The sequence below is a fragment of the Enterobacter cloacae complex sp. OE43NF genome, assembly GCF_023544405.1.
GTDB classification, from domain to species: domain Bacteria; phylum Pseudomonadota; class Gammaproteobacteria; order Enterobacterales; family Enterobacteriaceae; genus Enterobacter; species Enterobacter cloacae.
This window is the reverse complement of the sequence record NZ_JAMJFW010000018.1, coordinates 33097-59540: the sequence shown is the minus strand read 5'-3', so window position 1 is coordinate 59540 and position 26444 is coordinate 33097. Positions and strand designations below refer to the sequence as shown.

General features: G+C 53.3%; 22 protein-coding genes and 7 tRNA genes. 23 read left to right on the top strand and 6 right to left on the bottom strand.

Translation table 11 applies throughout. From position 1 onward, the window contains the following. Window positions 1–267: 267 nt before the first annotated feature. The gene (fur, locus tag M8370_RS10850; protein WP_010428651.1) at window positions 268–714 is read left to right on the top strand and encodes a ferric iron uptake transcriptional regulator; all 447 of its coding nucleotides are present in this window, start codon (window positions 268–270) and stop codon (window positions 712–714) included. Between the two features lie 105 nt (window positions 715–819). On the opposite strand, the gene chiQ is transcribed toward fur, so the two are convergent. The 4 genes from chiQ to nagE form a co-directional block, all read right to left on the bottom strand. Next, on the bottom strand, window positions 820–1149 hold the full coding sequence (gene chiQ / locus M8370_RS10845; protein WP_013097564.1) for a ChiQ/YbfN family lipoprotein: 330 nt from the start codon (window positions 1147–1149) through the stop codon (window positions 820–822). Window positions 1150–1193: 44 nt separating this feature from the next. Continuing rightward, window positions 1194–2591 (bottom strand): chitoporin ChiP, encoded by a 1398-nt coding sequence (gene chiP / locus M8370_RS10840; RefSeq protein WP_038418907.1) that lies wholly within the window; start codon window positions 2589–2591, stop codon window positions 1194–1196. 446 nt (window positions 2592–3037) lie between these two features. After that, window positions 3038–4705 (bottom strand): glutamine--tRNA ligase, encoded by a 1668-nt coding sequence (gene glnS, locus M8370_RS10835; protein WP_013097566.1) that lies wholly within the window; start codon window positions 4703–4705, stop codon window positions 3038–3040. 169 nt (window positions 4706–4874) lie between these two features. Then, window positions 4875–6824, bottom strand: coding sequence for a PTS N-acetyl glucosamine transporter subunit IIABC (nagE, locus tag M8370_RS10830; RefSeq protein WP_058650379.1), 1950 nt, complete (start codon window positions 6822–6824; stop codon window positions 4875–4877). Between the two features lie 329 nt (window positions 6825–7153). Here nagE and nagB point away from each other — a divergent pair, with 329 nt between their 5' ends. The 12 genes from nagB (at window position 7154) to M8370_RS10770 (ending at window position 14019) form a co-directional block, all read left to right on the top strand. Further along, the gene (gene nagB / locus M8370_RS10825) at window positions 7154–7954 is read left to right on the top strand and encodes a glucosamine-6-phosphate deaminase (RefSeq protein ID WP_013097568.1); all 801 of its coding nucleotides are present in this window, start codon (window positions 7154–7156) and stop codon (window positions 7952–7954) included. Between the two features lie 55 nt (window positions 7955–8009). Next, window positions 8010–9158, top strand: a complete 1149-nt coding sequence (gene nagA / locus M8370_RS10820) for an N-acetylglucosamine-6-phosphate deacetylase (protein ID WP_020684945.1) — start codon at window positions 8010–8012, stop codon at window positions 9156–9158. Window positions 9159–9166: 8 nt separating this feature from the next. Continuing rightward, a complete protein-coding gene (gene nagC, locus M8370_RS10815; RefSeq protein ID WP_013097570.1) occupies window positions 9167–10387 on the top strand; it encodes a DNA-binding transcriptional regulator NagC in 1221 nt (406 codons plus the stop codon). Window positions 10388–10432: 45 nt separating this feature from the next. Beyond that, window positions 10433–11185, top strand: coding sequence for a ribonucleotide monophosphatase NagD (nagD, locus tag M8370_RS10810; RefSeq protein ID WP_013097571.1), 753 nt, complete (start codon window positions 10433–10435; stop codon window positions 11183–11185). Between the two features lie 249 nt (window positions 11186–11434). Beyond that, window positions 11435–13099, top strand: coding sequence for an asparagine synthase B (gene asnB, locus M8370_RS10805; RefSeq protein ID WP_013097572.1), 1665 nt, complete (start codon window positions 11435–11437; stop codon window positions 13097–13099). A 227-nt stretch (window positions 13100–13326) separates the two neighbouring features. Further along, window positions 13327–13403, top strand: a tRNA-Met gene (locus tag M8370_RS10800). 8 nt (window positions 13404–13411) lie between these two features. Further along, window positions 13412–13496 (top strand) — tRNA-Leu (locus tag M8370_RS10795). 23 nt (window positions 13497–13519) lie between these two features. Continuing rightward, window positions 13520–13594 (top strand) — tRNA-Gln (locus M8370_RS10790). Window positions 13595–13626: 32 nt separating this feature from the next. Beyond that, window positions 13627–13701, top strand: a tRNA-Gln gene (locus M8370_RS10785). A gap of 17 nt (window positions 13702–13718) precedes the next feature. Beyond that, window positions 13719–13795, top strand: a tRNA-Met gene (locus tag M8370_RS10780). Between the two features lie 39 nt (window positions 13796–13834). After that, window positions 13835–13909: transfer RNA gene (locus M8370_RS10775), tRNA-Gln, on the top strand. Window positions 13910–13944: 35 nt separating this feature from the next. Beyond that, window positions 13945–14019: transfer RNA gene (locus M8370_RS10770), tRNA-Gln, on the top strand. Between the two features lie 93 nt (window positions 14020–14112). Here M8370_RS10770 and ubiF read toward each other — a convergent pair. After that, window positions 14113–15288: a 3-demethoxyubiquinol 3-hydroxylase gene (gene ubiF, locus M8370_RS10765; protein WP_250020989.1), complete on the bottom strand. Its 1176-nt coding sequence runs from the start codon at window positions 15286–15288 to the stop codon at window positions 14113–14115. A gap of 135 nt (window positions 15289–15423) precedes the next feature. Between ubiF and miaB the strand changes: the two genes are divergently transcribed. The 10 genes from miaB to rihA all read left to right on the top strand — a co-directional run bounded on the left by miaB (window position 15424) and on the right by rihA (window position 25697). Continuing rightward, window positions 15424–16848: a tRNA (N6-isopentenyl adenosine(37)-C2)-methylthiotransferase MiaB gene (miaB, locus tag M8370_RS10760; protein WP_013097574.1), complete on the top strand. Its 1425-nt coding sequence runs from the start codon at window positions 15424–15426 to the stop codon at window positions 16846–16848. A gap of 163 nt (window positions 16849–17011) precedes the next feature. Further along, window positions 17012–18058, top strand: a complete 1047-nt coding sequence (locus M8370_RS10755) for a PhoH family protein (protein WP_102751676.1) — start codon at window positions 17012–17014, stop codon at window positions 18056–18058. Then, window positions 18055–18522 (top strand): rRNA maturation RNase YbeY, encoded by a 468-nt coding sequence (gene ybeY, locus M8370_RS10750; protein WP_003858677.1) that lies wholly within the window; start codon window positions 18055–18057, stop codon window positions 18520–18522. The genes M8370_RS10755 and ybeY overlap by 4 nt, the downstream gene beginning before the upstream one ends. Before the next feature lie 89 nt (window positions 18523–18611). Continuing rightward, window positions 18612–19490, top strand: coding sequence for a CNNM family magnesium/cobalt transport protein CorC (gene corC / locus M8370_RS10745; RefSeq protein WP_013097576.1), 879 nt, complete (start codon window positions 18612–18614; stop codon window positions 19488–19490). Between the two features lie 5 nt (window positions 19491–19495). Next, complete coding sequence (gene lnt / locus M8370_RS10740) at window positions 19496–21034, top strand: apolipoprotein N-acyltransferase (RefSeq protein WP_250020987.1); 1539 nt, start codon at window positions 19496–19498, stop codon at window positions 21032–21034. A 400-nt stretch (window positions 21035–21434) separates the two neighbouring features. Next, entirely contained in the window at window positions 21435–22340 is a 906-nt protein-coding gene (locus M8370_RS10735; protein WP_014883004.1) for an amino acid ABC transporter substrate-binding protein, read from the top strand. 155 nt (window positions 22341–22495) lie between these two features. Beyond that, window positions 22496–23236: an amino acid ABC transporter permease gene (locus tag M8370_RS10730; RefSeq protein ID WP_013097579.1), complete on the top strand. Its 741-nt coding sequence runs from the start codon at window positions 22496–22498 to the stop codon at window positions 23234–23236. Further along, window positions 23236–23910: a glutamate/aspartate ABC transporter permease GltK gene (gene gltK, locus M8370_RS10725; protein ID WP_013097580.1), complete on the top strand. Its 675-nt coding sequence runs from the start codon at window positions 23236–23238 to the stop codon at window positions 23908–23910. Before M8370_RS10730 ends, gltK begins: the two co-directional genes overlap by 1 nt. After that, on the top strand, window positions 23910–24635 hold the full coding sequence (locus M8370_RS10720; protein WP_014831084.1) for an amino acid ABC transporter ATP-binding protein: 726 nt from the start codon (window positions 23910–23912) through the stop codon (window positions 24633–24635). The genes gltK and M8370_RS10720 overlap by 1 nt, the downstream gene beginning before the upstream one ends. A 120-nt stretch (window positions 24636–24755) precedes the next feature. Continuing rightward, complete coding sequence (gene rihA / locus M8370_RS10715; protein ID WP_250020985.1) at window positions 24756–25697, top strand: pyrimidine-specific ribonucleoside hydrolase RihA; 942 nt, start codon at window positions 24756–24758, stop codon at window positions 25695–25697. A 149-nt stretch (window positions 25698–25846) separates the two neighbouring features. On the opposite strand, the gene M8370_RS10710 is transcribed toward rihA, so the two are convergent. After that, a complete protein-coding gene (locus tag M8370_RS10710) occupies window positions 25847–26329 on the bottom strand; it encodes a zinc ribbon-containing protein (protein WP_014831082.1) in 483 nt (160 codons plus the stop codon). Window positions 26330–26444 lie beyond the last annotated feature (115 nt).

Genomic DNA, 26444 nt, shown 5'->3' with positions numbered 1-26444 from the left:
TTGCGCCCATAAACCAGGTCAAACCGATTAAATTAATTGCTACAATCTTTTAACTTTTTCGCCCAGACCTGTACAATGACCCCCTGATAAAACGTGGCTTTCACAATGCAAGTTTGTTGGTGATACCACGTTTTTATAAGCATACTTTACCTGAGACTTGCAGTTTTCATTTAGCCATGGCAGTTCTATAATGAGACGCATTATCCCGGGTGCAATTTCTGTCACTTCCTACAGAAGTGAATCGTTTAGCAACAGGACAGATTCCGCATGACTGACAACAATACCGCATTAAAGAAGGCTGGCCTGAAAGTTACGCTTCCTCGGTTAAAAATCCTTGAAGTGCTTCAGGGTCCAGACAATCACCATGTCAGTGCGGAAGACCTTTATAAGCGTCTTATCGACATGGGCGAAGAGATTGGGCTGGCAACCGTCTATCGTGTGCTGAACCAGTTTGATGACGCGGGCATTGTCACCCGTCATAATTTCGAAGGCGGTAAATCTGTATTCGAACTGACTCAACAGCATCACCACGATCACCTGATCTGCCTGGATTGCGGCAAGGTCATTGAATTCAGCGATGATTCCATTGAATCTCGCCAGCGTGAAATCGCCGCACGTCACGGTATCCGCCTGACGAACCACAGCCTGTACCTATATGGTCATTGCGCTGAAGGCGATTGCCGCGAAGACGATCACGCGCACGACGCGAAATAAACACGTTTCATACTCTGAGCCAGCCGCAAGGTTGGCTTTTTTTTGCCTGCTGTCTGGCAAAAAAAAGCCCGGCAGCGCAGCGCTACCGGGCATGATAACAGCGGGTTAATGGCTGTTGTTGCTGCGAATCTCTTTCCAGATCTGATCGCAACGCTTCGCGACTTCCTGATCGTTACCGGTTTTACGCGCCTGGATACAGGCCTGATAATCCATTACACGAATATTCTCCTGGGTTGCGAACTGTTCATGCGCTTTCTCTTTTTTCAGTACATTCAGCACGCTCTGACAGGCTTCGATCTTCTCCGGTGAACCTTCCGCCGTATTGATACACGCGCTGTAGGCTTCTTTCAGACGGGAGTCCTCTTTCGGGGCCTGATTCTGCGCACAAGCCACCAGTCCCGATGCCAGCAACGCGACGATTACAATCTTTTTCATATGTAGTCTCCGGTCCGGCGGGAATTACCCCGCCGGACGAGTCATCAGAAGATGGTGAACGGTGCGATAACCATGAATTTCACGTCGCGTTCATCCTGGAAGATGTTGCCGTAACCGCCCGCGTAGCTCGGGATATCGGAGTGGTTGTCGTATTGTGTAAAGTGCAGTTTGAACATAGTACCTTTGGCGCGACCATCCTGCAGGGTGTAGATCGCATCCAGGCTGTAAGCGGATTCTTTGAGACGATAGTTTGGATCGTAGTATGCGTCTGGCGTTGCCATATCAGCAGGCTTCGCATCCCATGCGTAGGCGTAAGATGCCCCCACCGCCCAGCCTGGCAGGTTCCAGTTTTTCAGATCATACATTGCGCCGAAGAAGACTGCTTTTTCGCCATCGGCGTTGAAGTCGGAACGGTTATCCCACCAGATATCCAGACGACCGTTTGAAGAGGCATAGGTTGGGGTCATACGCTGCAGGAAGTAGCCCTGCTGCCCTTCCGCTTTTACCCACGTTCCTTCAAGACGCAAATCTACCTGACCGACTTTGTAGCCGAAGGTCAGCGCCTGCAACCACGCCGTGCCGTCATAAATATCATTCACGCCACCATCACTGACTTTATCTCGCGTACCGTAGAACTGGTAGCTGGTACTCAGCGGGCTACCCGCGATGTCAAATTTATAACTGGCCTTAGCAAAATACTGATCGATATAACCTTCCGCCTGACCAAATGCCGCTTCAAGCACTAAATCATTTTTAAAGTCGTACTTCGCGCCCAGCGAGTGAAGATAATCCACTTTGGTCTTTTTATCGTTCTGGTAGAACTTGTCCATTTCGATATGCCACGGCGCTTTATACTCGTTGGTCCACATATACGAGAAGCTCAACGCACCTGCGTCACCGTAATCAAAATTGGCGCCCGCTTCTGCCCCCTGATAGGTACCTGGCATAAAGCTCCAGTGCGGTGCTAACAGGGTTTGACCGGTTGGCTGAATATAACCACCGCGCGCCCATACCGGGCCGTATTTAAATTTCGCGGCAGCTTTATACAGGCTGATACCGCTTTTATCTCCAGACCAGTCTTCTTTATACGCTTTATTACTGGAGGAGAAGGCTATTTCGTTCGGGTGGCCGCTGTCACCATTTTCCGCCATTTCAATTGCCGTAAAGGCGGCAATATCCAGGCCGAACATATCGGCAGCGTAACCAGACTGGAAATCCAGGTTGGCGTTCCAGGTAGAGTGAGAAAGGTTCGTTTTATATTTATCTTCCGTGACATCTTTACGGTCACGTTCACGCTGCCAGTAATAAATACCGCCCGTGAGGGTTGAATCATCGATGAAACCTGCTGCTTTAGCGTCTGGCGTCACCACCAGGCCTGACATTGCTGTCACACCGGCAATAGCCAGCGCCAGCGCACTACGTTTGCCACTGAACGTACGCATAGATTATTCCTCTTTGACGAATTAAAACGCCTAAAACGGCGAAAAATATAAAAGACCTGATGGTCAGGGGTAGTCGGAAATACCCTCGAATAACTACCGTCTTTAGGTTATTTTTCGCGACGCGAATTATCAATGCTTTTCGGTGGCTAATACTCAGGATTATGACGAAGAGCACATAATTGGTAGTGCTTTGTAACATTTAACGGGATGCCAGAACTGGCGGGGGAAAAGGCCGATTTTCAATAAGTAACGCGTTAAATGATATTCTTTTTACGGTGTGTCAGACTTTTGAAAGGGGATAAACTTTTTTTAAAAAAAATAAGTAGCACCACATTGACCTGTTATTTTTATAAACGCTATTTGGCTACTGCTTTAAAGGCATGATCACTCTATAAAAAAACGCCGCATTACGCGGCGTTTGTTTCTCATTGACCAGCGCGGCGTTATTATTCGCCGATTTTCGTCCAGGTATCACGCAGACCGACCGTACGGTTAAATACCGGTTTTTCAGCGGTGCTGTGACGGCTGTCCAGGCAGAAGTAACCTTCACGTTCAAACTGGAACGCTTTACCCGCCTCAGCCGCTTTCAGGGATGGCTCAGCGTAACCCTGTTTGATGACCAGCGATTCCGGGTTAATGGTCGCCAGGAAGTCTTCTGCTGCGCCTGGGTTAGGCACGCTGAACAGACGATCGTACAGACGAATCTCTACCGGCAGCGCGTGTGATGCACTGACCCAGTGGATCACGCCTTTCACCTTACGACCGTCCGCCGGATCTTTGCTCAGGGTCTCGGCATCGTATGTGCAGAAGATCGTGGTGATGTTGCCTTCCGCATCTTTTTCTACGCGCTCAGCCTTGATCACATAGGCGTTACGCAGACGCACCTCTTTACCGAGCACCAGTCGCTTGTACTGTTTGTTCGCTTCTTCGCGGAAGTCAGCACGATCGATCCAGATTTCACCACTGAACGGTACGTCACGACTGCCCATCTCCGGTTTGTTCGGATGGTTAGGCATCGAGACCATTTCGCTCGCACCCTGCGGATAGTTTTCGATAACCAGTTTTACCGGGTCGATAACGGCCATCGCGCGCGGCGCGTTTTCGTTCAGATCTTCACGAATGCAGGATTCCAGAGACGCCATCTCAATGGTGTTATCCTGCTTGGTCACGCCAATGCGTTTGCAGAACTCACGGATTGACGCCGCGGTATAGCCGCGACGGCGCAGACCAGAGATGGTTGGCATACGTGGGTCGTCCCAGCCTTCAACGTGCTTATCGGTCACCAGCAGGTTCAGTTTACGCTTGGACATCACGGTGTATTCCAGATTCAGACGAGAGAACTCGTACTGACGCGGATGCACCGGAATCGTGATGTTATCCAGCACCCAGTCGTACAGACGACGGTTGTCCTGGAATTCCAGCGTACACAGCGAGTGGGTGATGCCTTCCAGCGCATCGCTGATGCAGTGGGTGAAGTCGTACATCGGGTAGATGCACCACTTATTACCGGTCTGGTGATGTTCAGCGAATTTAATGCGGTACAGCACCGGGTCGCGCATCACGATAAACGGTGATGCCATATCGATTTTGGCACGCAGGCACGCTTTACCTTCCTCGAAGCCACCAGCACGCATTTTTTCAAACAGCGCCAGGTTCTCTTCCACGCTGCGATCGCGGAACGGGCTGTTTTTACCCGGTGCCGTCAGCGTGCCGCGGTATTCACGGATTTCATCTGCAGAGAGCTCGTCAACATAGGCCAGACCTTTATTGATCAGCTCAACGGCATAGGCATACAGCTGATCGAAATAGTCAGAGGAGTAGCAGATATCGCCAGACCAGTTGAAGCCCAGCCATTGCACGTCGTTCTTAATGGACTCAACGTATTCGATGTCTTCTTTTACTGGGTTGGTGTCATCGAAACGCAGGTTGCACTGCCCCTGGTAATCCTGTGCGATACCAAAGTTCAGGCAAATCGATTTGGCGTGACCAATGTGCAGGTAGCCATTAGGCTCCGGCGGGAAACGCGTATGCACCGTGGTGTGCTTACCACTGGCCAGATCTTCATCGATGATCTGACGAATAAAGTTACTCGGGCGGGCTTCTGCCTCACTCATCGTGGATTCCTCAAAGCGTAAACAACGTATAACGGCATATGATCTTATAAGCCGGACGTAGTGACAACCCTTAAAACGTCCCGGAAGAAAATAATGGGGGCATTTGCTGCAAAAAAAAGCGGCGGAGGATCTCCCCCGCCGCTTAAGGCATGACTCTACTCAGGAGCGATTACTTGCCTTTAATCTCATACAGTGGCGTTTGCCCCGCAACCACCTGACCTTTCGCCTGAAGCACCAGGCCGCTGAAGTCGTCGATGTTGCTGCATACCACCGGGCTTACCATCGAACGGGCATTGGCGTTCAGGAAGTCCAGATCCATTTCCAGAATCGGCTGGCCTGCAACCACTTCTGCGCCCTCTTCTACCAGGCGAGTAAAGCCCTGGCCGTTCAGCGCAACGGTATCAATACCCATATGAACCACGATCTCCGCGCCTTTTTCGGTTTCGAGGCAGAACGCGTGGTTGGTGTTAAAGATTTTCACGATGGTGCCCGCCGCAGGAGACACAACGGTTTTCTCCGTTGGTTTCACCGCAACACCGTCACCGACCGCTTTGCTGGCAAACGCTTCGTCAGGTACCTGCTCAAGCGCGACCACCTCACCCGTAACCGGTGAAACCAGCGCGGCGATAGTAGCGGCGTTTGGTACAGCCTGCGGTTTAGCAACCGGAGCGTCAGCTACAGGCGCGCTATCCGTTGAGGCAGCAGCGACCGGTCCACGGGCAACCACTTTTTTCATTTCATCGCCGATAGATTCGGCTTTCGCACCCACAATAACCTGGATGGTTTGTTTGTTCAGTTTCACCACACCAGACGCGCCCAGGCGTTTGCACATGGCATCGCTTACGCGCGCAGAGTCGCCAACGGTCAGACGCAGACGGGTAATACAGGCATCAATGGCTTTCAGGTTGTCGGTACCGCCTACCGCGGCGATATAGCTGGTTGCCAGCTGGGTCAACCCTTCTTCGGTATTGCTGTTTGCTTCACTGGTTACGACGTCATCTTTAGTATCTTCGCGACCCGGCGTTTTGAGGTTAAACATACGAATAACCGCGCTGAACAAGAGGAAGTAGACAACGAAGAACACCAGGCCCATCACAACCAGCATCCAGACGTTTTTGCTGGCTGCCGGCAGGTTGTACATCAACACGTAGTCGATCGCACCGGCAGAGAAGGAGAAGCCCGCGTGAATGCCCAGCAGAGTGGCCACAAACAGGCTGATACCGGTAAGCACCGCGTGCATGAGGTACAGCAGCGGAGCCAGGAACATGAACAGGAATTCCAGTGGCTCAGTAACACCGGTCAGGAACGCCGTTACCGCAACGGAGAGCAGCATGCCGCCAACCATTGGGCGACGCGCTTTTGGCGCGGCCAGATACATTGCCAGCGCAGCGCCCGGCAGACCAAACATCATGATTGGGAAGAAACCGGACATGAACATGCCCGCGGTGCCGTCACCCGCGTAGAAGCGGTTGATATCACCGTGGAATACGGTACCTGCCGCGTTGGTGAACTCACCAATCTGGAACCATGCGATGGTGTTCAGAACCTGATGCAGGCCGGTTGGGATCAGCAGACGGTTGATGAAACCGAAGATACCTGCCCCCATTGCGCCCGCAGACACGATCCACTCACCGCCTGCATGAATGGCATGCTGTACCGGCGGCCAGACATAACCAAAGATAGCGGCCAGAATCAGACAGAAAAAGCCGGTCGCAATCGGAACAAAGCGTTTTCCGCCAAAGAAGCTCAGGAAATCTGGCAGTTTGATACCCGCCCAACGGTTGTACACTGCACCGCCGACCAGACCGGTAATAATACCCGCCAGAACACCCATGTTGATTTCAGGGTTGATGGTTACCATCGCTTTGGTCAGGATGAAATAACCGACTGCCCCTGCCAGCGCCGCGGCACCCGCGCTGTCTTTAGACCAGCTGGACGCCACGCCGATGGCGAAAATCAGCGCCAGGTTGTCAAATATCGCACCACCCGCTTGCGCGATAAACGGCACGTTAAGAAGATCGGGTTGCCCGAATCGCAACAGCAGTGCTGCAACCGGTAGCACGGCGATAGGGAGCTGCAAAGCCCTACCGAGGCGCTGGAAAAAACCTAAAATATTCATCCTATTCCCCCTACGAGACCCTTGTTAAGGCTCGTGCATTAACTATGTTTTTTATTGTGTCACGAACTAGAAATACAGTTGATGATTCACTGGCATTGTGAGTGTGTGAAAAATTAATTCGTATCGCAAATTAAAAGCGTACTTTTTGTGATTTTTGTCACCAAATATCGTTTATCACCCTCCCTTTCACTGGCTAACATCGAAAACTTATTTTATCATTCGAAAAATCAAGACGGATTGATCCGGCCTGAAAGGTTCCAGGTTACGCTTAAGTATCAGGTCCCGATACCCATCCGCCCACTCTTCTACTTAAACTCTTGAGGTGAACAATGAGACTGATTCCCCTGGCAACTGCTGAACAAGTCGGTAAATGGGCCGCTCGCCATATCGTTAACCGTATCAACGCCTTCAAACCAACCGCCGATCGTCCTTTCGTACTTGGCCTCCCTACCGGCGGCACACCGCTGACCGCATATAAAGCACTGGTAGAGATGCACAAAGCAGGCCAGGTTAGCTTCAAACACGTTGTCACCTTCAACATGGATGAATATGTCGGCTTACCGAAGGATCACCCGGAAAGCTACCATAGCTTCATGCACCGTAATTTCTTTGATCACGTTGATATTCCAGCTGAAAACATTAACCTGCTGAATGGAAACGCGCCTGATATTGACGCAGAATGCCGTCAGTATGAAGAAAAAATCCGTTCTTACGGTAAAATCCACCTGTTTATGGGCGGTGTGGGTAACGATGGTCATATCGCGTTTAACGAACCCGCGTCGTCACTGGCGTCCCGTACCCGTATTAAAACGCTGACCCATGACACGCGCGTGGCAAACTCCCGCTTCTTTGATGGCGATGTGAACCAGGTTCCTAAATATGCCCTGACCGTCGGTGTCGGCACGCTGCTGGATGCCGAAGAAGTGATGATTCTGGTCCTGGGCAGCGTGAAAGCGCAGGCGCTCCAGGCTGCCGTTGAAGGCAACGTAAACCACATGTGGACCATCAGCTGCCTGCAGCTGCATCCAAAATCCGTCATCGTTTGTGACGAACCGTCCACGATGGAACTGAAGGTGAAGACGCTGAAATACTTCAACGAGTTAGAAGCTGAGAACATCAAAGGTCTGTAATTGAATAACCGCCTCTTCATGAAGAGGCGGCCGCTTTTTTTAACCGGGGGTCGTTATGTACGCTTTAACCCACGGTCGGATTTATACCGGCCATGAAATTCTGGATGACCATGCGATTGTTATCGCCAATGGCCTGATTGAACGTGTTTGTCCGCTGGCAGAGCTGCCGCCGGAGATTGAACAGCGCTCACTCAATGGAGCAGTAATCTCCCCCGGTTTTATCGACGTACAGCTGAACGGCTGCGGCGGTGTGCAGTTTAACGACACCGCAGACGCCGTCACCGTCGAAACGCTGGAAATCATGCAGAAAGCGAACGAGAAATCGGGCTGCACCAGCTATCTGCCAACCCTCATCACCAGCAGCGATGAACTGATGAAACAGGGTATCCGCGTTATGCGTGAATACCTGGCGAAACACCCAAATCAGGCTCTGGGTCTGCACCTTGAAGGGCCATGGCTGAATATGGTGAAGAAAGGGACGCATAATCCGGATTACGTGCGTAAACCTGATGCCGAACTGGTCGACTATATGTGTGCCAATGCGGATGTGATCACCAAAGTGACGCTAGCACCTGAAATGACCGGTACTGACGTGATCAGCAAACTGGCCGCCGCCGGGATTGTCGTGTCAGCGGGCCATTCAAACGCCACGCTGAAAGAGGCAAAAGCCGGTTTCCGTGCGGGTATTACCTTTGCGACACACCTGTATAACGCCATGCCGTATATCACGGGTCGTGAACCGGGGCTGGTCGGGGCGATTCTGGATGAGCCAGACGTTTACTGCGGCATCATCGCGGACGGTTTACACGTCGATTACACCAACATTCGCAACGCCAAGCGGCTGAAAGGTGACAAGCTTTGCCTGGTGACGGATGCCACCGCACCGGCAGGTGCAAATATTGAGCAGTTCATTTTTGCCGGTAAAACAATATACTACCGCAACGGACTGTGTGTGGATGAAAACGGTACGTTGAGCGGCTCCTCCCTGACCATGATTGAAGGCGTGCGTAACCTGGTCGAGCATTGCGGCATTGCGCTTGAAGAAGTGCTGCGCATGGCAACCCTTTATCCTGCGCGTGCCATCGGCGTGGATAAACAGCTCGGCAGAATTGCACCAGGCATGGTTGCAAACCTGACGGCATTCACACACGATTATAAAATTATTAAGACCATCGTTAATGGTAACGAGGTCGTCACTGAGTAAGTAAAAGTATGACACCAGGCGGACAAGCTCAAATCGGTAATGTCGATCTCGTTAAACAGCTTAACAGCGCGGCAGTATATCGCCTGATTGACCAACACGGGCCAATCTCACGTATTCAGATAGCCGAACAAAGCCAGCTTGCTCCCGCCAGCGTGACAAAAATTACACGTCAGCTTATTGAGCGCGGCCTGATCAAAGAAGTCGATCAGCAGGCCTCCACCGGAGGCCGCCGCGCAATTTCCATCATCACCGAAACCCGCAATTTTCAGGCCATTGGCGTTCGTCTTGGTCGCCATGACACCACCCTGACGCTTTACGATCTGAGCAGTAAAGCCATTGCCGAAGAGCACTACCCTCTTCCGGAGCGCACCCAGGAGACACTGGAGCACGCGCTGCTCAATACCATCGCGCACTTTATCGAAAGCTGTCAGCGCAAAATCCGCGAGCTCATCGCCATTTCGGTGATCCTGCCCGGGCTGGTTGACCCGGAAAGCGGCGTCATTCGTTATATGCCACATATCCCGGTCGAGAACTGGGCGCTGGTGGAGGCGCTGGAAAAGCGCTTTAAGGTGACCTGCTTTGTGGGTCACGACATCCGCTCGCTGGCGCTGGCCGAGCACTACTTTGGTGCGAGTCAGGACTGTGAAGACTCTATTCTGGTGCGTGTTCACCGCGGTACCGGGGCGGGCATTATCTCCAACGGACGTATCTTTATTGGCCGTAACGGCAACGTGGGCGAGATTGGTCATATCCAGGTGGAACCGCTTGGCGAGCGCTGCCACTGCGGTAATTTTGGCTGTCTTGAAACGGTTGCCGCCAACGCGGCCATTGAGCATCGCGTCCGTCATCTGCTGGAACAAGGCTACCAGAGCCGCGTGACGCTGGATGATTGTAAAATCGGCGCCATCTGCAAAGCCGCCAATAAAGGCGATGCGCTGGCCTGCGAAGTGATCGAACAGGTCGGACGCCACCTCGGCAAAACCATTGCTATTGCCATCAACCTTTTTAATCCACAAAAAGTGGTGATTGCAGGTGAAATCGTCGAGGCGGAAAAAGTGTTACTGCCCGCGATTGAAGGCTGCATTAACACCCAGGCGTTGAAAGCGTTTCGTCAGAATTTACCGGTCGTGCGTTCGACGCTGGATCACCGCTCTGCGATTGGCGCGTTTGCGCTGGTCAAACGCGCCATGCTCAACGGGATCCTGTTGCAGCATTTGCTGGAAAGCTAATCGGGACTTATAGTAACGCCTTCTTTTTTTGATGTCGGATTGTTCATGACCATTAAGAATGTAATTTGTGATATTGACGGCGTGCTGATGCACGACAACGTCGCCGTGCCAGGTGCTGCGGAGTTTCTACACCGCATCATCGACAAAGGAATGCCGCTGGTTCTTCTCACGAACTACCCTTCCCAAACCGGTCAGGATCTGGCGAACCGTTTTGCCACTGCGGGCATCAACGTACCGGACAGCGTGTTTTATACCTCCGCAATGGCGACGGCAGATTTTTTGAAGCGTCAGGAAGGGAAAAAAGCCTACGTGGTCGGTGAAGGTGCGCTGATCCACGAGCTGTATAAAGCAGGCTTTACCATTACCGATGTGAACCCGGACTTTGTGATCGTCGGCGAAACGCGCTCGTTTAACTGGGAGATGATGCATAAGGCCGCCTACTTTGTCGCCAGCGGCGCGCGCTTTATCGCCACCAACCCCGATACGCACGGCCGTGGTTTCTATCCGGCCTGCGGCGCACTGTGCGCCGGTATCGAAAAAATCTCCGGTCGTAAGCCGTTTGTGGTCGGTAAACCGAGCCCGTGGATCATTCGTGCCGCGCTGAACACGATGCAGGCCCACTCTGAAGAGACGGTGATTGTCGGTGATAACCTGCGCACCGATATTCTGGCCGGTTTCCAGGCGGGTCTGGAGACCATTCTGGTGCTCTCCGGTGTCTCTCAACTTGATGACATTGATTCGATGCCGTTCCGGCCGAGCTGGATCTACCCCTCCGTCGACGAAATTGACATTATCTGATTCAGAACCACGCCTCAGGGCGTGGTTTTTCATTTATAGCCCCGTCCAATAAAATCACATCTAACAAAAACGCCAGTTCATTGCATAATCATCAATAAAACTGTTCATGGCATACTCTTTTTTCAACATTCCGCAATCACCATTGCACTATTTTCGTTTAACCCGGTAAAACCCTTGCGCGCTCTTCTCCTTTGCGGCATTTTCATAAGCAAGCAACATTACAAAGCAACAGGGTTAACGGAGAAGGTTATGTGTTCAATTTTTGGCGTACTGGATATTAAAACTGACGCGGGCGAACTGCGTAAAAAAGCACTCGAGCTGTCCCGCCTGATGCGCCATCGCGGCCCGGACTGGTCCGGTATTTACGCCAGTGACAAAGCAATTCTGGCTCATGAACGTCTGTCGATTGTGGACGTCAACGCCGGTGCACAGCCGCTGTATAACGAGAAAAAAACACACGCGCTGGCTGTAAACGGTGAAATCTATAACCATCAGGCGCTGCGTGCCGAGTATGGCGATCGCTACGCCTTCCAGACCGGCTCTGACTGTGAAGTCATTCTGGCGCTGTATCAGGAGAAAGGCCCTGAGTTCCTGGACGACCTGCAGGGTATGTTTGCATTCGCCCTGTACGACAGCGAAAAAGACGCTTATCTGATCGGCCGCGACCACATTGGTATCATTCCGCTGTATATGGGCCATGATGAACACGGCAACTTCTATGTTGCGTCTGAAATGAAAGCGCTGGTGCCGGTATGCCGCACCATTAAAGAGTTCCCGGCAGGTAGTTACCTGTGGAGCAAAGATGGTGAAATCCGTCAGTACTACCAGCGCGACTGGTTTGACTATGATGCGGTAAAAGACAACGTGACTGACAAAGCCGAGCTGCGTCAGGCGCTGGAAGATTCCGTTAAAAGCCACCTGATGTCAGACGTGCCTTACGGTGTGCTGCTCTCCGGCGGACTGGACTCCTCCGTTATTTCAGCCATCACCAAGAAATTTGCGGCGCGTCGTGTTGAAGATCAAGAGCGTTCAGAAGCCTGGTGGCCGCAGCTGCACTCCTTTGCCGTCGGGCTGGAAGGTGCACCGGATCTGAAAGCCGCGCAGGACGTGGCGAACCACCTCGGCACCGTGCACCATGAAATTCATTTCACCGTGCAGGAAGGTCTGGATGCGATCCGCGACGTGATCTATCACATTGAAACCTATGATGTGACGACCATTCGTGCATCCACCCCTATGTATCTGATGTCCCGTAAGATTAAAGCAATGGGCATCAAGATGGTGTTGTCAGGTGAAGGTTCTGATGAAGTGTTTGGCGGTTACCTTTACTTCCATAAGGCGCCGAACGCGAAAGAGCTGCATGAAGAGACCGTACGTAAACTGCAGGCGCTGCACATGTTTGACTGCGCACGTGCTAACAAAGCGATGTCCGCATGGGGTGTTGAAGCGCGCGTTCCGTTCCTGGATAAAAAATTCCTCGACGTGGCCATGCGCATTAACCCGCAGGACAAAATGTGCGGCAACGGTAAAATGGAAAAACATATCCTGCGTGAATGTTTTGAATCCTACCTGCCGGCGAGCGTGGCATGGCGTCAGAAAGAGCAGTTCTCGGATGGCGTTGGCTACAGCTGGATCGACACCCTGAAAGAGGTGGCGGCGAAACAGGTTTCAGACCAACAACTGGAAACAGCAAGCTTCCGCTTCCCGTACAACACGCCAGGCTCTAAAGAAGCGTATCTGTACCGTGAGATCTTCGAAGAGCTGTTCCCGGTACCGAGTGCTGCTGAGTGTGTGCCAGGCGGTCCTTCAGTGGCCTGCTCTTCAGCGAAAGCCATTGAATGGGATGAATCTTTCAAAGCGATGAACGATCCATCAGGACGTGCGGTAGGCGTTCACCAGTCTGCCTATAAATAAACACGTATTTGAACATCAGGCCCTGCGGGGCCTGTTTTTATTTGCCTTACATTTCACCGTCTAAAATCGATTAATAACCAATAATTGCCGAATATTCGGTCACGCTGTTCGCAACCTAACCAAACAGTCACATTCCGGCCATTTTCGTTGAAAAAGGTGTTGACGCTGCAAGGGTCTATACGCATAATGCGCCCCGCAACGCCGATAAGGTAACGCGAAAAAAAGATGGCTACGTAGCTCAGTTGGTTAGAGCACATCACTCATAATGATGGGGTCACAGGTTCGAATCCCGTCGTAGCCACCATCTTTTTTGCGGGAGTGGCGAAATTGGTAGACGCACCAGATTTAGGTTCTGGCGCCGCAAGGTGTGCGAGTTCAAGTCTCGCCTCCCGCACCATTCCCAGGTAAGCGTTGCACGGATGGGGTATCGCCAAGCGGTAAGGCACCGGTTTTTGATACCGGCATTCCCTGGTTCGAATCCAGGTACCCCAGCCATATTTCTTCGATCATGCGGTTCTCCGCGGTATTGGGGTATCGCCAAGCGGTAAGGCACCGGTTTTTGATACCGGCATTCCCTGGTTCGAATCCAGGTACCCCAGCCATCGAAGAACGCAGTACTGGCTACGTAGCTCAGTTGGTTAGAGCACATCACTCATAATGATGGGGTCACAGGTTCGAATCCCGTCGTAGCCACCATATTAAGATTATCGATCTGTTTCGGTAATAAAAAATTGTTGGGGTATCGCCAAGCGGTAAGGCACCGGATTCTGATTCCGGCATTCCGAGGTTCGAATCCTCGTACCCCAGCCAATTTAAAAGTCGTTAAGCAGTACGTTTAACGCAATTGGGGTGTCGCCAAGCGGTAAGGCTCTGGTTTCTGATACCAGCATTCCGGGGTTCGAATCCCTGCACCCCAGCCACTTAAAACAAACAAGCCCGCTCTGCGGGCTTTTTTGTTTTTGTACAGAATTGTGCGGCCTGATGCCCTCTCCCACGGGGAGAGGGAATAAAGATTAGAGTCCCAGAGCGTATTTAAGCGCCTGACGCTTCAAGCCGCCGGCGCGTTCCGCCGCCATCAATCCAATGTTTCGCAGAATACGCACCGGGGCCAGATCATTGCTGAAACCGGCATAGAACAGATCCATCCCCGACTGCATGATGAAGTTATCCGCCATACGTCGCGTCTGGTAGCGCTTGAGTACGTGATGGCTTGACCAGGCCTCCGCATGCGCACGTGCATTGCCCAGCACATCCAGTAAAGCGTCAACGTCACGATACCCGAGGTTCACGCCCTGCCCCGCCAGGGGATGAATGGTGTGCGCCGCATCACCCACCAGCGCCAGCCCTTCACGGGCATACTGCAGCGCATGGCGACGTGTAAGAGGAAACGCCCCTGCGGCAACCGGCGTGATATGTCCCAGACGGGCCGGGAAGTGATGCAGAATTTCACGCTGCAACTGCTCCATTGACAGCCCCTGTAGCTGGCGAATGCGCGCCGGTTTGTCGTACCACACCAGCGATGCCCAGTTATCGAACAGCGGTAAAAAGGCATGCGGACCATTTGGGGTAAAGTGCTGCCAGGTACTCTCTCCCGGCGCATTTTCACACTGAACGGTGATCAGCATACAGGACTGCTCATACTGCCAGGCATGAACACCGATGCCCGCCATCTGTCTGACCTGCGAATGAGCACCGTCAGCCCCAATGACCAGCTTCACGGCCAGTTCATCGCCGCTGTCGAGCGTCAGCGTGTAGCCGCTATTGTGAGGATGCAGCGCCTTCAGCGACGCAGGAACACACAGCGTCACCTTCGGATGCGCCTCCAGCGTCTGCCAGAGCGCCCGCTGGAGGACGTTGTTTTCCACCATATAGCCCAGACGCGGCAGCTTCAGCTCGGCGGCATCAAACGCGACGTGGGCATTTTCCCATTCCCAGGTTTCAAGGCGACTGTAAGGGTGAGCCCGCATATCGAGCACCGCCTCCCAGACGCCCAGCCCGCGAAGCAGATCGACAGAGGCCGCGCTGATGGCGGAAATGCGGACATCCGGCTTTGCCGTCGGGTCAAACTCAGCAGGAGCCGCCTGCTCAATAACCGTTACCTCAAATCCCTGCTGCGCCAGCCCCAGCGCCAGCGCGCCGCCGACCATACCGCCGCCGACAACGGCAATTTCGGTGTGTTGGAGTGTCATGGTCACTTTTCCTTATTGGAGAATCCCTTAAGTTTACCGGATTTTTGCGGTCCTGAGACGCATAACCTTCATACTGGTCACAACCCCACCAAAGCATTACAATACACGGCTTGCAATCCTGAGCTGAGCAAGTCGATGACTAAAAAACTCCATATAAAAACCTGGGGCTGTCAGATGAACGAATACGATTCATCCAAGATGGCCGATCTGCTGGATACCACCCACGGATACCAGCTGACTGAAAATGCGAAAGAAGCCGATGTGCTGCTGCTGAATACCTGCTCAATTCGTGAAAAAGCGCAGGAAAAAGTCTTTCACGTTTTAGGTCGCTGGAAACTTCTCAAACGAAAAAATCCGGACCTGATCATCGGTGTGGGTGGCTGCGTCGCGTCGCAGGAAGGTAAGCTGATTCGTCAGAGAGCCCCCTATGTGGATATTGTCTTTGGCCCCCAGACCCTGCACCGCCTGCCGGAAATGATCAACAAGGTGCGCGGCGATCGTAGCCCGGTCGTTGATGTCAGCTTCCCGGAGATCGAAAAATTTGACCGTCTGCCCGAGCCGCGTGCGGATGGCCCGACCGCGTTCGTCTCAATCATGGAAGGCTGCAACAAATACTGCACTTATTGCGTGGTGCCTTATACCCGTGGTGAGGAAGTGAGCCGCCCGGCAGACGATATTCTGTTTGAAATCGCGCAGCTTGCTGCACAGGGCGTACGCGAAGTGAACCTGCTGGGTCAGAACGTGAACGCCTGGCGTGGTGAGAACTACGACGGCACCACCGGCAGCTTTGCTGAACTACTGCGCCTGGTGGCCGCGATTGACGGTATCGACCGTATTCGCTTTACCACCAGCCATCCAATGGAATTCACCGACGATATTATCGACGTTTACCGCGATACGCCGGAGCTGGTGAGCTTCCTGCATTTGCCAATTCAGTGCGGCTCTGACCGCGTGCTGAACCTGATGGGGCGTCCGCATACGGTGCTGGAGTACAAATCCACCATTCGTAAGCTGCGTGAAGCGCGTCCGGATATCCAGATAAGTTCCGACTTTATCGTTGGCTTCCCTGGTGAAACCGCTGACGACTTCGAGCGCACCATGAAGCTCATCGGCGAAGTGAATTTTGACGTCAGCTACAGCTTCATCTTCTCTGCGCGCCCTGGCACACCGGCGGCCGATATGGTTGACGATGTCCCGGAAGAAGAGAAAAAACAGCGTCTGTACATTCTGCAGGAGCGTATCAACCAGCAGGCCAACGCCTGGAGCCGCCGTATGCTCGGCACCGTTCAGCGTATTCTGGTGGAAGGCACCTCCCGTAAGAGCATCATGGAACTCTCAGGCCGTACCGAAAACAACCGCGTGGTGAATTTCGAAGGCACCCCGGACATGATCGGTAAATTTGTGGACGTCGAGATTGTGGAAGTGCTGACCAACTCGCTGCGCGGAAAACTGGTGCGCACCGAAGATGAGATGGGGCTGCGCATTGCGCAATCTCCTGAATCCGTCATTTCCCGCACGCGTAAAGAAAACGATTCTGGCGTTCGGGTTTACCAGCCATAATCCTTCAGGCCTGCCTTCCCGGCAGGCCTTGTATTTCCTCTCAACGTCCCCAATATCTTCCGCAACGCTTGCGCCTTTTTTCCATGGCGTGAATAATTTCGGTAATGACCGTTTTATTACGCCTGAGGGCGCCGGGCCAGTTAACCAATCAAAGAGGAACAGTTTGAACATAGACACGCTTGAAATTAGCCTAACGCCCGCAGACAACGCTCGCCTGCTGAGCCTGTGCGGGCCGTTTGATGACAACATCAAACAACTGGAGCGACGTCTGGGTATCGAAATCAATCGTCGCGATAATCATTTCAAACTCACCGGACGCCCTATCTGCGTCAATGCGGCTGCGGACATCCTGCGTAACCTGTATGTCGATACCGCCCCGATGCGTGGCGAAACTCAGGATATCGAACCGGAACAAATTCACCTCGCCATTAAAGAGGCGCGCGTGCTTGAGCAGAGCGCAGAAAGCGTGCCGGACTATGGCAAAGCCATAAATATCAAGACCAAACGTGGCGTCATTAAGCCGCGTACACCGAACCAGGCGCAGTACATTGCCAACATTCTCGACCATGACATCACCTTCGGCGTAGGTCCGGCGGGTACAGGTAAAACCTATCTGGCCGTCGCCGCTGCGGTTGATGCGCTGGAGCGCCAGGAGATCCGCCGTATTCTGCTGACCCGCCCGGCTGTTGAAGCAGGTGAAAAACTCGGCTTCCTGCCGGGGGACCTGAGTCAGAAGGTGGATCCTTATCTGCGCCCCCTGTACGACGCGCTGTTCGAAATGCTGGGCTTTGAGAAAGTTGAGAAGCTTATTGAGCGTAACGTGATTGAAGTCGCCCCGCTGGCCTACATGCGTGGCCGTACCCTTAACGATGCGTTCATTATTCTGGATGAGAGCCAGAACACCACCATCGAACAGATGAAGATGTTCCTGACGCGTATCGGCTTCAATTCGAAAGCGGTTATCACCGGTGACGTCACCCAGATTGACCTGCCGCGCAGCACCAAATCGGGCCTGCGCCACGCCATCGAAGTGCTGGCTGAGGTGGACGAAATCAGCTTTAACTTCTTCCACAGTGAAGACGTGGTACGCCACCCGGTGGTCGCGCGTATCGTTAACGCCTATGAAGCCTGGGAAGAGGCCGATCAGAAGCGTAAGGCCGAACTGGCCGCAGAACGTAAGCGCGAAGCGCAGGAGCAAGAACAGAAATGAGTCAGGTGATCCTCGATTTACAGCTGGCCTGTGAAGATAATTCCGGCATGCCAGAAGAGGCGCAGTTTCAGAAATGGCTGGATGCTGTTATCCCCCAGTTTCAGGAAGAGTCAGAAGTCACGATTCGCCTGGTGGATGAAGCAGAAAGCCATGAGCTTAACCTGACCTACCGCGGGAAAGATAAGCCAACCAACGTGCTCTCTTTCCCGTTCGAAGCCCCACCGGGTATTGAAATGCCGCTGCTCGGCGATCTGATCATCTGCCGTCAGGTGGTGGAACAGGAAGCCAAAGAGCAGCAAAAGCCGCTCGAGGCCCACTGGGCGCATATGGTTGTCCATGGAAGCCTGCACCTGCTGGGCTACGATCATATTGAAGATGACGAAGCGGAAGAGATGGAGTCCCTTGAGACAGAGATAATGCTTGCTCTGGGCTATGAGGATCCGTACATTGCCGAGAAAGAATAGTCAGACAACCGACTGACTAACATGCCGCCGCGTAAGGAAATAGCGCGGCGGTAAACATTGAACTGACGAGAGAACCCTTAACAAACGCCATGAGCGACGACAATTCACACAGTAGCGACACGACAAACAGTAAAAAGGGATTTTTCTCCCTCATTCTGAGCCAGCTTTTCCATGGTGAGCCCAAAAACCGTGATGAACTGCTGGAGCTGATTCGTGATTCCGGGCAAAACGATCTTATCGACGAAGATACGCGCGAAATGCTCGAAGGGGTAATGGACATCGCCGACCAGCGCGTTCGCGATATCATGATCCCCCGCTCGCAGATGATCACCTTGAAACGTAACCAGAGCCTCGATGAATGCCTCGATGTGATTATCGAATCCGCTCACTCCCGTTTCCCGGTCATCAGCGAAGACAAAGATCACATCGAAGGGATTTTGATGGCCAAAGATCTGCTGCCGTTTATGCGCAGCGATGCCGAAGCCTTCAGCATGGAAAAAGTGTTACGCCAGGCCGTGGTTGTGCCGGAAAGTAAACGTGTGGATCGGATGCTGAAAGAGTTTCGCTCCCAGCGTTACCACATGGCGATTGTGATTGATGAATTTGGCGGCGTGTCAGGCCTTGTCACGATCGAGGATATTCTTGAGCTGATCGTGGGCGAGATCGAAGACGAGTATGACGAAGAAGAAGATATCGACTTCCGTCAGCTTAGCCGCCATACGTGGACCGTTCGCGCTCTGGCCTCCATTGAGGATTTCAATGACGCCTTCGGCACCCACTTCAGCGATGAAGAGGTGGATACCATTGGTGGGCTGGTGATGCAGGCCTTTGGTCATCTTCCTGCCCGCGGCGAAACCGTTGACATCGATGGTTACCAGTTCAAAGTGGCGATGGCCGACAGCCGACGTATTATACAGGTTCATGTCAGAACGCCGGACGACTCACCGGTGCCAAAACTGGAAGATTAATGTAAATGGCATTTGCCCCACTGCTTGAACGCCAGCGCGTCCGTTTGCTGCTGGCGCTGTTACTCGGAGCCAGCGGTACGCTGGCTTTTTCTCCTTACGATATCTGGCCGGCGGCCATTCTCTCCCTGATGGGGGTACAGGGGTTAACCCTGAATCGTCGTCCCGTTCAGGCTGCAGCCATTGGCTACTTCTGGGGGCTGGGGCTGTTTGGATCCGGCATCAACTGGGTCTACGTCAGCATCGCCCAGTTTGGGGGTATGCCGGGGCCGGTTAACGTCTTCCTTGTGGTTCTGCTGGCCGCCTATCTCTCGCTCTACACCGGTCTGTTTGCGGGCATTCTTTCCCGCCTGTGGCCTAAAACCAGTTGGCTGCGCGTTGCCATTGCGGCTCCCGTGGTCTGGCAGATCACCGAGTTTCTGCGCGGCTGGGTGCTGACCGGCTTCCCGTGGCTGCAGTTTGGCTACAGCCAGATTGACGGCCCGCTGAAAGGTCTGGCGCCAGTAATGGGCGTTGAAGCCATTAACTTCCTGCTGATGGTGGTGAGCGGCCTGCTGGTGCTGGCGCTGGTCACGCGTAACTGGAAACCACTGGTAGTGGCGCTGGTTTTTTTCGCTCTGCCCTTCCCGCTGCGTTATATCCAGTGGTATACCCTGATGCCAGAGCGCGCCACACAGGTATCGATGGTGCAGGGAAATATTCCGCAGGCGATGAAGTGGGATGAAAAAGAGTTGCTGAACACGCTAAAAATTTACGCCAACGCCACTGAAAAGGTGATGGGTAAATCACAGCTGATCATCTGGCCTGAATCTGCCATTCCGGATCTGGAAATTAACCAGCAGCCGTTTCTCAACATGATGAACGATCTGCTGCGCGCGCGCGGCAGTACGCTGATCACCGGGATTGTGGATGCGCGTCTGAATCAGCAGAACCGCTACGATACCTACAACACCATCATTACGCTCGGCAAAGACAGCGAGTACAGCTACACCTCGACTGACCGGTATAACAAGAATCACCTTGTTCCGTTTGGCGAGTTTGTTCCGCTGGAATCGATACTGCGTCCGCTGGCACCGTTCTTTGACCTGCCAATGTCCTCTTTCAGTCGGGGTCCGTATGTGCAGCCGCAGCTGCATGCACACGGCTTTGCCCTGACGGCGGCCATTTGCTACGAGATCATCCTCGGTGAACAGGTGCGCGACAACTTCCGTCCGGATACGGACTTCCTGCTGACTATCTCTAATGATGCCTGGTTCGGTAAGTCGATTGGTCCGTGGCAGCACTTCCAGATGGCGCGGATGCGTTCACTGGAGCTGGCGCGTCCGCTGTTGCGCAGCACCAACAATGGCATCACCGCCGTGATTGGACCGCGGGGAGAAATTCAGGCCATGATCCCGCAGTTTACGCGCGACGTGTTGACGGCTAAAGTCACGCCGACAAGCGGCCTGACGCCATATGCCCGCACCGGCAACTGGCCGCTGTGGATCCTGACCGCCCTGTTTGGCTTTGGGGCTGTGCTGATGAGCCTTCGTCAGTGTCGTCGCTAATCTTACCTTCTGTTGCCGGGTGGCGCTGACGCTTACCCGGCCTACATTTCGCTTCGTCGGTCGGGTAAGGCGTAGCCGCCACCCGACAGTTCCCTCCCAAATTTCAATTCTGGCACGCCTATTGCTTTGTTTATTCAGGTAAACGCAGTTTGGCTTCGTGTGCAACCTTGTCGCACCAGCATAGATCGCCGGTAGCACCGAAACGGTGCAACGAGAGATTTCTGCCTCGGAATGGTGCGGCGCGCTTCGCAAAAATAAACAATAACGCAGCAAAATCTTTACATTAAGCCAGACTAAATGTTAACAAGCTTGCATAACACTGCACTCGCATAGCGCGAGATATAACAACATCACAATGGGTATCAATGCGTCACTGACGCTGATAAGAAAGGAGTTGGGTATGCAATTACGTAAACTGGCCACAGCAATGCTGGTAATGGGGATGTCCGCAGGCGTTGTACACGCTGAAGACGCGCCGGCAGCCGGCAGCACTCTCGACAAGATTGCCAAAAACGGCGTGATCGTGGTCGGCCACCGTGAATCTTCTGTCCCGTTCTCTTACTACGACAACACGCAAAAAGTCGTGGGCTATTCACAGGACTACTCTAACGCCATCGTTGAGGCCGTGAAGAAAAAGCTGAACAAACCCGACCTGCAGGTAAAACTGATTCCAATCACCTCGCAGAACCGTATCCCACTGCTGCAAAACGGCACCTTCGATTTTGAGTGTGGCTCCACCACCAACAACCTGGAGCGTCAGAAACAGGCCGCCTTCTCCGACACCATCTTTGTGGTGGGGACCCGTCTGCTGACCAAAAAAGGCGGCGACATCAAAGATTTTGCTGACCTGAAAGGCAAAGCCGTTGTTGTGACCTCCGGGACAACCTCAGAAGTGCTGCTGCACAAGCTGAACGACGAGAAGAAAATGGATATGCGCATCATCAGCGCGAAAGACCATGGTGACTCCTTCCGTACGCTGGAAAGTGGCCGTGCCGTCGCGTTTATGATGGATGATGCTCTGCTGGCTGGCGAACGTGCAAAAGCGAAGAAACCGGACAACTGGGATATCGTTGGTACCGCCCAGTCGAAAGAAGCCTACGGCTGTATGCTGCGTAAAGACGATCCGCAGTTTAAGAAGCTGATCGATGACACCATCGCCCAGGTGCAAACCTCCGGTGAAGCGGAAAAATGGTTCGACAAATGGTTCAAGAACCCAATTCCACCCAAAAATCTCAACATGAACTTTGAACTGTCTGACGACATGAAAGCACTGTTCAAATCACCAAATGACAAGGCTCTTAACTAATTAGAACTACAGGGGCGGGATCTCCTGCCCTCTCGATTGTCGGGAAGCATGGACAGACTATACGTTGAGTGGTCGTTCCCCACTCAGCGCGAAAAATGAGCTTCTCACCAATCTTCGAGGGTAGCGCTGCTACCCTTTTTTTTCTGGAGTTTATTATGTCAATAGACTGGAACTGGGGCATATTTCTGCAACAAGCCCCGTTCGGCAACACAACCTATCTTGGCTGGCTGTGGAGCGGCTTTCAGGTTACCGTTGCGTTATCGATAACGGCGTGGATTATTGCGTTCCTTGTCGGTTCACTGTTCGGTATTCTGCGCACCGTCCCTAACCGTTTTCTCTCTTCTATCGGCACGCTGTATGTGGAACTGTTCCGTAACGTTCCGCTGATCGTGCAGTTCTTTACCTGGTATCTGGTCGTTCCTGAACTGCTGCCGGAAAATATTGGCATGTGGTTCAAGTCGGAACTGGATCCTAACGTACAGTTCTTTGTCTCCTCGATGATGTGTCTGGGGCTGTTTACCGCCGCGCGCGTGTGCGAGCAGGTACGCGCCGCTATTCAGTCGCTGCCGCGTGGACAAAAGAACGCGGGTCTGGCGATGGGGTTAACGCTTCCGCAAACCTACCGCTACGTCCTGCTGCCTAACGCCTACCGCGTCATTGTTCCACCGATGACCTCAGAGATGATGAACCTGGTCAAAAACTCGGCCATCGCCTCCACGATCGGTCTGGTCGATATGGCGGCACAGGCGGGTAAACTGCTGGATTATTCCGCCCACGCGTGGGAATCCTTCACGGCAATTACGCTCGCGTATGTTCTGATTAACGCTTTCATCATGCTGGTGATGAACCTGGTTGAACGCAAAATTCGCCTGCCGGGCAATCTGGGGGGCAAATAATGTACGAATTTGACTGGAGTTCCATTGTTCCTTCCATGCCGTACCTGCTGGATGGCCTGGTGATCACCTTAAAAATCACGGCGATCGCCATCATCGTCGGTATCGTCTGGGGCACCCTGCTGGCGGTAATGCGCCTGTCGAGCTTTAAACCGCTCGCCTGGTTTGCCACTGCCTACGTTAACGTTTTCCGTTCTATTCCGCTGGTAATGGTGCTGCTGTGGTTTTACCTGATTGTTCCCGGATTCCTGCAAAACGTTCTGGGACTGTCACCGAAAACCGATATCCGCCTGATTTCCGCGATGGTTGCGTTCTCCATGTTTGAGGCCGCTTACTATTCCGAGATCATCCGTGCGGGCATACAGAGTATCTCACGCGGGCAGTCCAGCGCAGCGCTGGCGCTGGGGATGACCCACTGGCAGTCCATGCAACTCATTATTCTGCCGCAGGCGTTTCGCGCCATGGTTCCCCTCCTGCTGACCCAGGGCATCGTGCTGTTCCAGGATACCTCTCTGGTATATGTCCTGAGCCTGGCAGACTTCTTCCGTACCGCGTCCACCATCGGTGAGCGCGATGGTACGCAGGTTGAGATGGTGCTCTTCGCAGGTGCGGTCTATTTTGTGATTAGTTTAAGCGCGTCGCTGTTGGTCAGTTGGCTGAAGAAAAGGACGGTATAATGATTTCCCTGAAAAATGTTTCTAAATGGTATGGGCACTTTCAGGTGCTGACCGACTGCTCCACCGAAGTCAAAAAAGGTGATGTGGTGGTAGTGTGCGGGCCGTCCGGTTCCGGTAAATCGACGCTGATCAAAACGGTTAATGGTCTTGAGCCTGTGCAGCAGGGTGAAATTGTTGTTAACGGCACCAAAGTGAACGACAAGAAAACCAACCTTGCCCAGCTTCGCTCCCACGTGGGGATGGTGTTCCAGCATTTTGAATTGTTCCCTCACCTCTCCATCATCGAGAACCTGACGCTGGCGCAGGTGAAAGTGCTTAAGCGTGACAAAAAAGCGGCGCGTGAGAAAGGGCTGAAGCTTCTGGATCGCGTGGGGCTTTCTGCGCACGCCGATAAGTTCCCGGCACAGCTTTCCGGCGGCCAACAGCAGCGTGTGGCGATTGCTCGCGCACTGTGTATGGATCCGGTGGCAATGCTGTTCGACGAACCGACCTCCGCACTCGATCCCGAAATGATCAACGAAGTGCTGGACGTCATGGTTGAACTGGCCCACGAAGGGATGACCATGATGGTGGTGACCCACGAAATGGGCTTCGCCCGCAAAGTGGCAAACCGCGTGATCTTTATGGATGAAGGCAAGATCGTTGAAGACTCGCCAAAAGAAGAGTTCTTCGCCAACCCGAAATCCGAACGCGCTAAAGACTTCCTGGCTAAAATCCTGCATTAATCTTCTCAGTGCGCAATCTGCGGATTGCGCACTGTCTCACGCTTTCAATCTCTGCTTCTCGTCGGCGTCACATTGCAGCGTTAACCTTGTCACAAAATAACGCTACGTATGGAGAACGCTATGGCACAGCCTATTATTTTCGATTGCGATCCGGGTCATGATGACGCGATTGCCCTCGTCCTTGCACTTGCCTCCCCTGAACTTGAAGTCAAAGCTGTCACCTCATCTGCCGGCAACCAGACGCCGGATAAAACCCTGCGCAACGTCCTGCGTATGCTGACCTTGCTAAAGCGCCCCGATATTCCCGTGGCCGGTGGCGCGGTCAAACCGCTGATGCGTGAACTGATCATTGCCGACAACGTACACGGAGAAAGCGGCCTGGACGGCCCGGCACTGCCGGAACCGGGTTTCGCCCCGCAATCCTGTACCGCCGTGGAGCTGATGGCAAAGGTACTGCGCGAGAGTGCTGAACCCGTCACGCTGGTAGCAACGGGCCCGCAAACCAACGTTGCGCTGCTTCTTAACAGCCATCCTGAACTGCACAGCAAAATTGCCCGTATCGTGATTATGGGCGGAGCCATGGGGCTGGGTAACTGGACGCCTGCGGCGGAGTTCAACATCTTTGTCGACCCGGAAGCGGCGGAGATCGTCTTCCAGTCGGGTTTGCCGATTGTGATGGCCGGGCTGGATGTTACCCACCGGGCGCAGATTATGGCGAATGACATCGAGCGTTTTCGTGCGATTGGCAACCCGGTTGCCACGACCGTGGCCGAGCTGCTCGACTTCTTTATGGAATATCACAAAGCTGAGAAATGGGGCTTCCACGGCGCGCCGCTGCATGACCCGTGCACCATTGCCTGGCTGCTGAAGCCTGAGATGTTTACCACGGTAGAGCGCTGGGTTGGTGTGGAGACCCAGGGGAAATACACCCAGGGGATGACGGTGGTGGATTACTATTCGCTGACGGGCAATAAACCGAATACCACGCTAATGGTGGATATCAATCGGCAGGCGTTTGTGAATTTGCTGGCGGAGAGGCTCGCATACTATAGTGCGGCCTGATGCCCTCACCCCAACCCTCTCCCACGGGGAGAGGAAGCAAACACTAAAAACGGCAACGTGGTTGCCGTTTTGCTTTTACCTTTTGCGGCCTGATGCCCTCTTCCCGGCCCTCTCCCACAGGGAGAGGGCGCAAACAGTTTTGCTTTTATTTAGGGCTCAAACGGCCGACGCTGGAATTGATCGTGCCCGCACTTCGGACACAGGGACAGCACCTCCGGCGTATAAACGGCAATATGGTGATGGCATTTCTCACAGACCAGATTTCCCAGCCCCACCACTTCACCGCTGTGGTACACGCCGTGATGATTCAGATCCTGAAAGACTTCACGCCACTCCAGCTGTGTTTTATCGGTAATATCCGCCAGTTCCTGCCAGAGGCTCTCCTTGATCACCCGCATAAATACGCTGTCGGTCACCTCGTCCTGGCTCTCCTGGTAACTGCGCGCGAACTCTTCGAGGTCACGACGCACGGCGCGCGTCACCTCTTCCACTTCGGTTCGCGTTAACTCACCCGTTTGCGTCACGCGCGCACGCGCCTGTTCCACCAGCGCGTCGATATCTCGCTCGCCGTTACGCAGCCGTTCCGTCAGTGTTGCCACCAGTTCGCGGTAAAATTGAGCAACCTTGTTCATCATTTTGCCTCCCGGGTAAGTAACTATTTCTAATAATAGACCTTATTTCATCGCCGCTTTGTCAGGTGAACCACAGACCCGGTAAATTCCTGCAAAGCGCATTTGTGCGAAAGGC

Bases quoted from the DNA above. Each gene is read 5' to 3' on its own strand.
- ubiF (WP_250020989.1), bottom strand. From the start codon at position 15,288: ATGACACTCCAACACACCGAAATTGCCGTTGTCGGCGGCGGTATGGTC.
- asnB (WP_013097572.1), top strand. From the start codon at position 11,435: ATGTGTTCAATTTTTGGCGTACTGGATATTAAAACTGACGCGGGCGAA.
- ybeY (WP_003858677.1), top strand. From the start codon at position 18,055: ATGAGTCAGGTGATCCTCGATTTACAGCTGGCCTGTGAAGATAATTCC.
- gltK (WP_013097580.1), top strand. From the start codon at position 23,236: ATGTACGAATTTGACTGGAGTTCCATTGTTCCTTCCATGCCGTACCTG.
- M8370_RS10735 (WP_014883004.1), top strand. From the start codon at position 21,435: ATGCAATTACGTAAACTGGCCACAGCAATGCTGGTAATGGGGATGTCC.
- nagB (WP_013097568.1), top strand. From the start codon at position 7,154: ATGAGACTGATTCCCCTGGCAACTGCTGAACAAGTCGGTAAATGGGCC.
- M8370_RS10710 (WP_014831082.1), bottom strand. From the start codon at position 26,329: ATGAACAAGGTTGCTCAATTTTACCGCGAACTGGTGGCAACACTGACG.
- rihA (WP_250020985.1), top strand. From the start codon at position 24,756: ATGGCACAGCCTATTATTTTCGATTGCGATCCGGGTCATGATGACGCG.
- M8370_RS10720 (WP_014831084.1), top strand. From the start codon at position 23,910: ATGATTTCCCTGAAAAATGTTTCTAAATGGTATGGGCACTTTCAGGTG.
- corC (WP_013097576.1), top strand. From the start codon at position 18,612: ATGAGCGACGACAATTCACACAGTAGCGACACGACAAACAGTAAAAAG.
- nagD (WP_013097571.1), top strand. From the start codon at position 10,433: ATGACCATTAAGAATGTAATTTGTGATATTGACGGCGTGCTGATGCAC.
- lnt (WP_250020987.1), top strand. From the start codon at position 19,496: ATGGCATTTGCCCCACTGCTTGAACGCCAGCGCGTCCGTTTGCTGCTG.
- fur (WP_010428651.1), top strand. From the start codon at position 268: ATGACTGACAACAATACCGCATTAAAGAAGGCTGGCCTGAAAGTTACG.
- nagE (WP_058650379.1), bottom strand. From the start codon at position 6,824: ATGAATATTTTAGGTTTTTTCCAGCGCCTCGGTAGGGCTTTGCAGCTC.
- M8370_RS10730 (WP_013097579.1), top strand. From the start codon at position 22,496: ATGTCAATAGACTGGAACTGGGGCATATTTCTGCAACAAGCCCCGTTC.
- chiP (WP_038418907.1), bottom strand. From the start codon at position 2,591: ATGCGTACGTTCAGTGGCAAACGTAGTGCGCTGGCGCTGGCTATTGCC.
- nagA (WP_020684945.1), top strand. From the start codon at position 8,010: ATGTACGCTTTAACCCACGGTCGGATTTATACCGGCCATGAAATTCTG.
- nagC (WP_013097570.1), top strand. From the start codon at position 9,167: ATGACACCAGGCGGACAAGCTCAAATCGGTAATGTCGATCTCGTTAAA.
- glnS (WP_013097566.1), bottom strand. From the start codon at position 4,705: ATGAGTGAGGCAGAAGCCCGCCCGAGTAACTTTATTCGTCAGATCATC.
- miaB (WP_013097574.1), top strand. From the start codon at position 15,424: ATGACTAAAAAACTCCATATAAAAACCTGGGGCTGTCAGATGAACGAA.
- chiQ (WP_013097564.1), bottom strand. From the start codon at position 1,149: ATGAAAAAGATTGTAATCGTCGCGTTGCTGGCATCGGGACTGGTGGCT.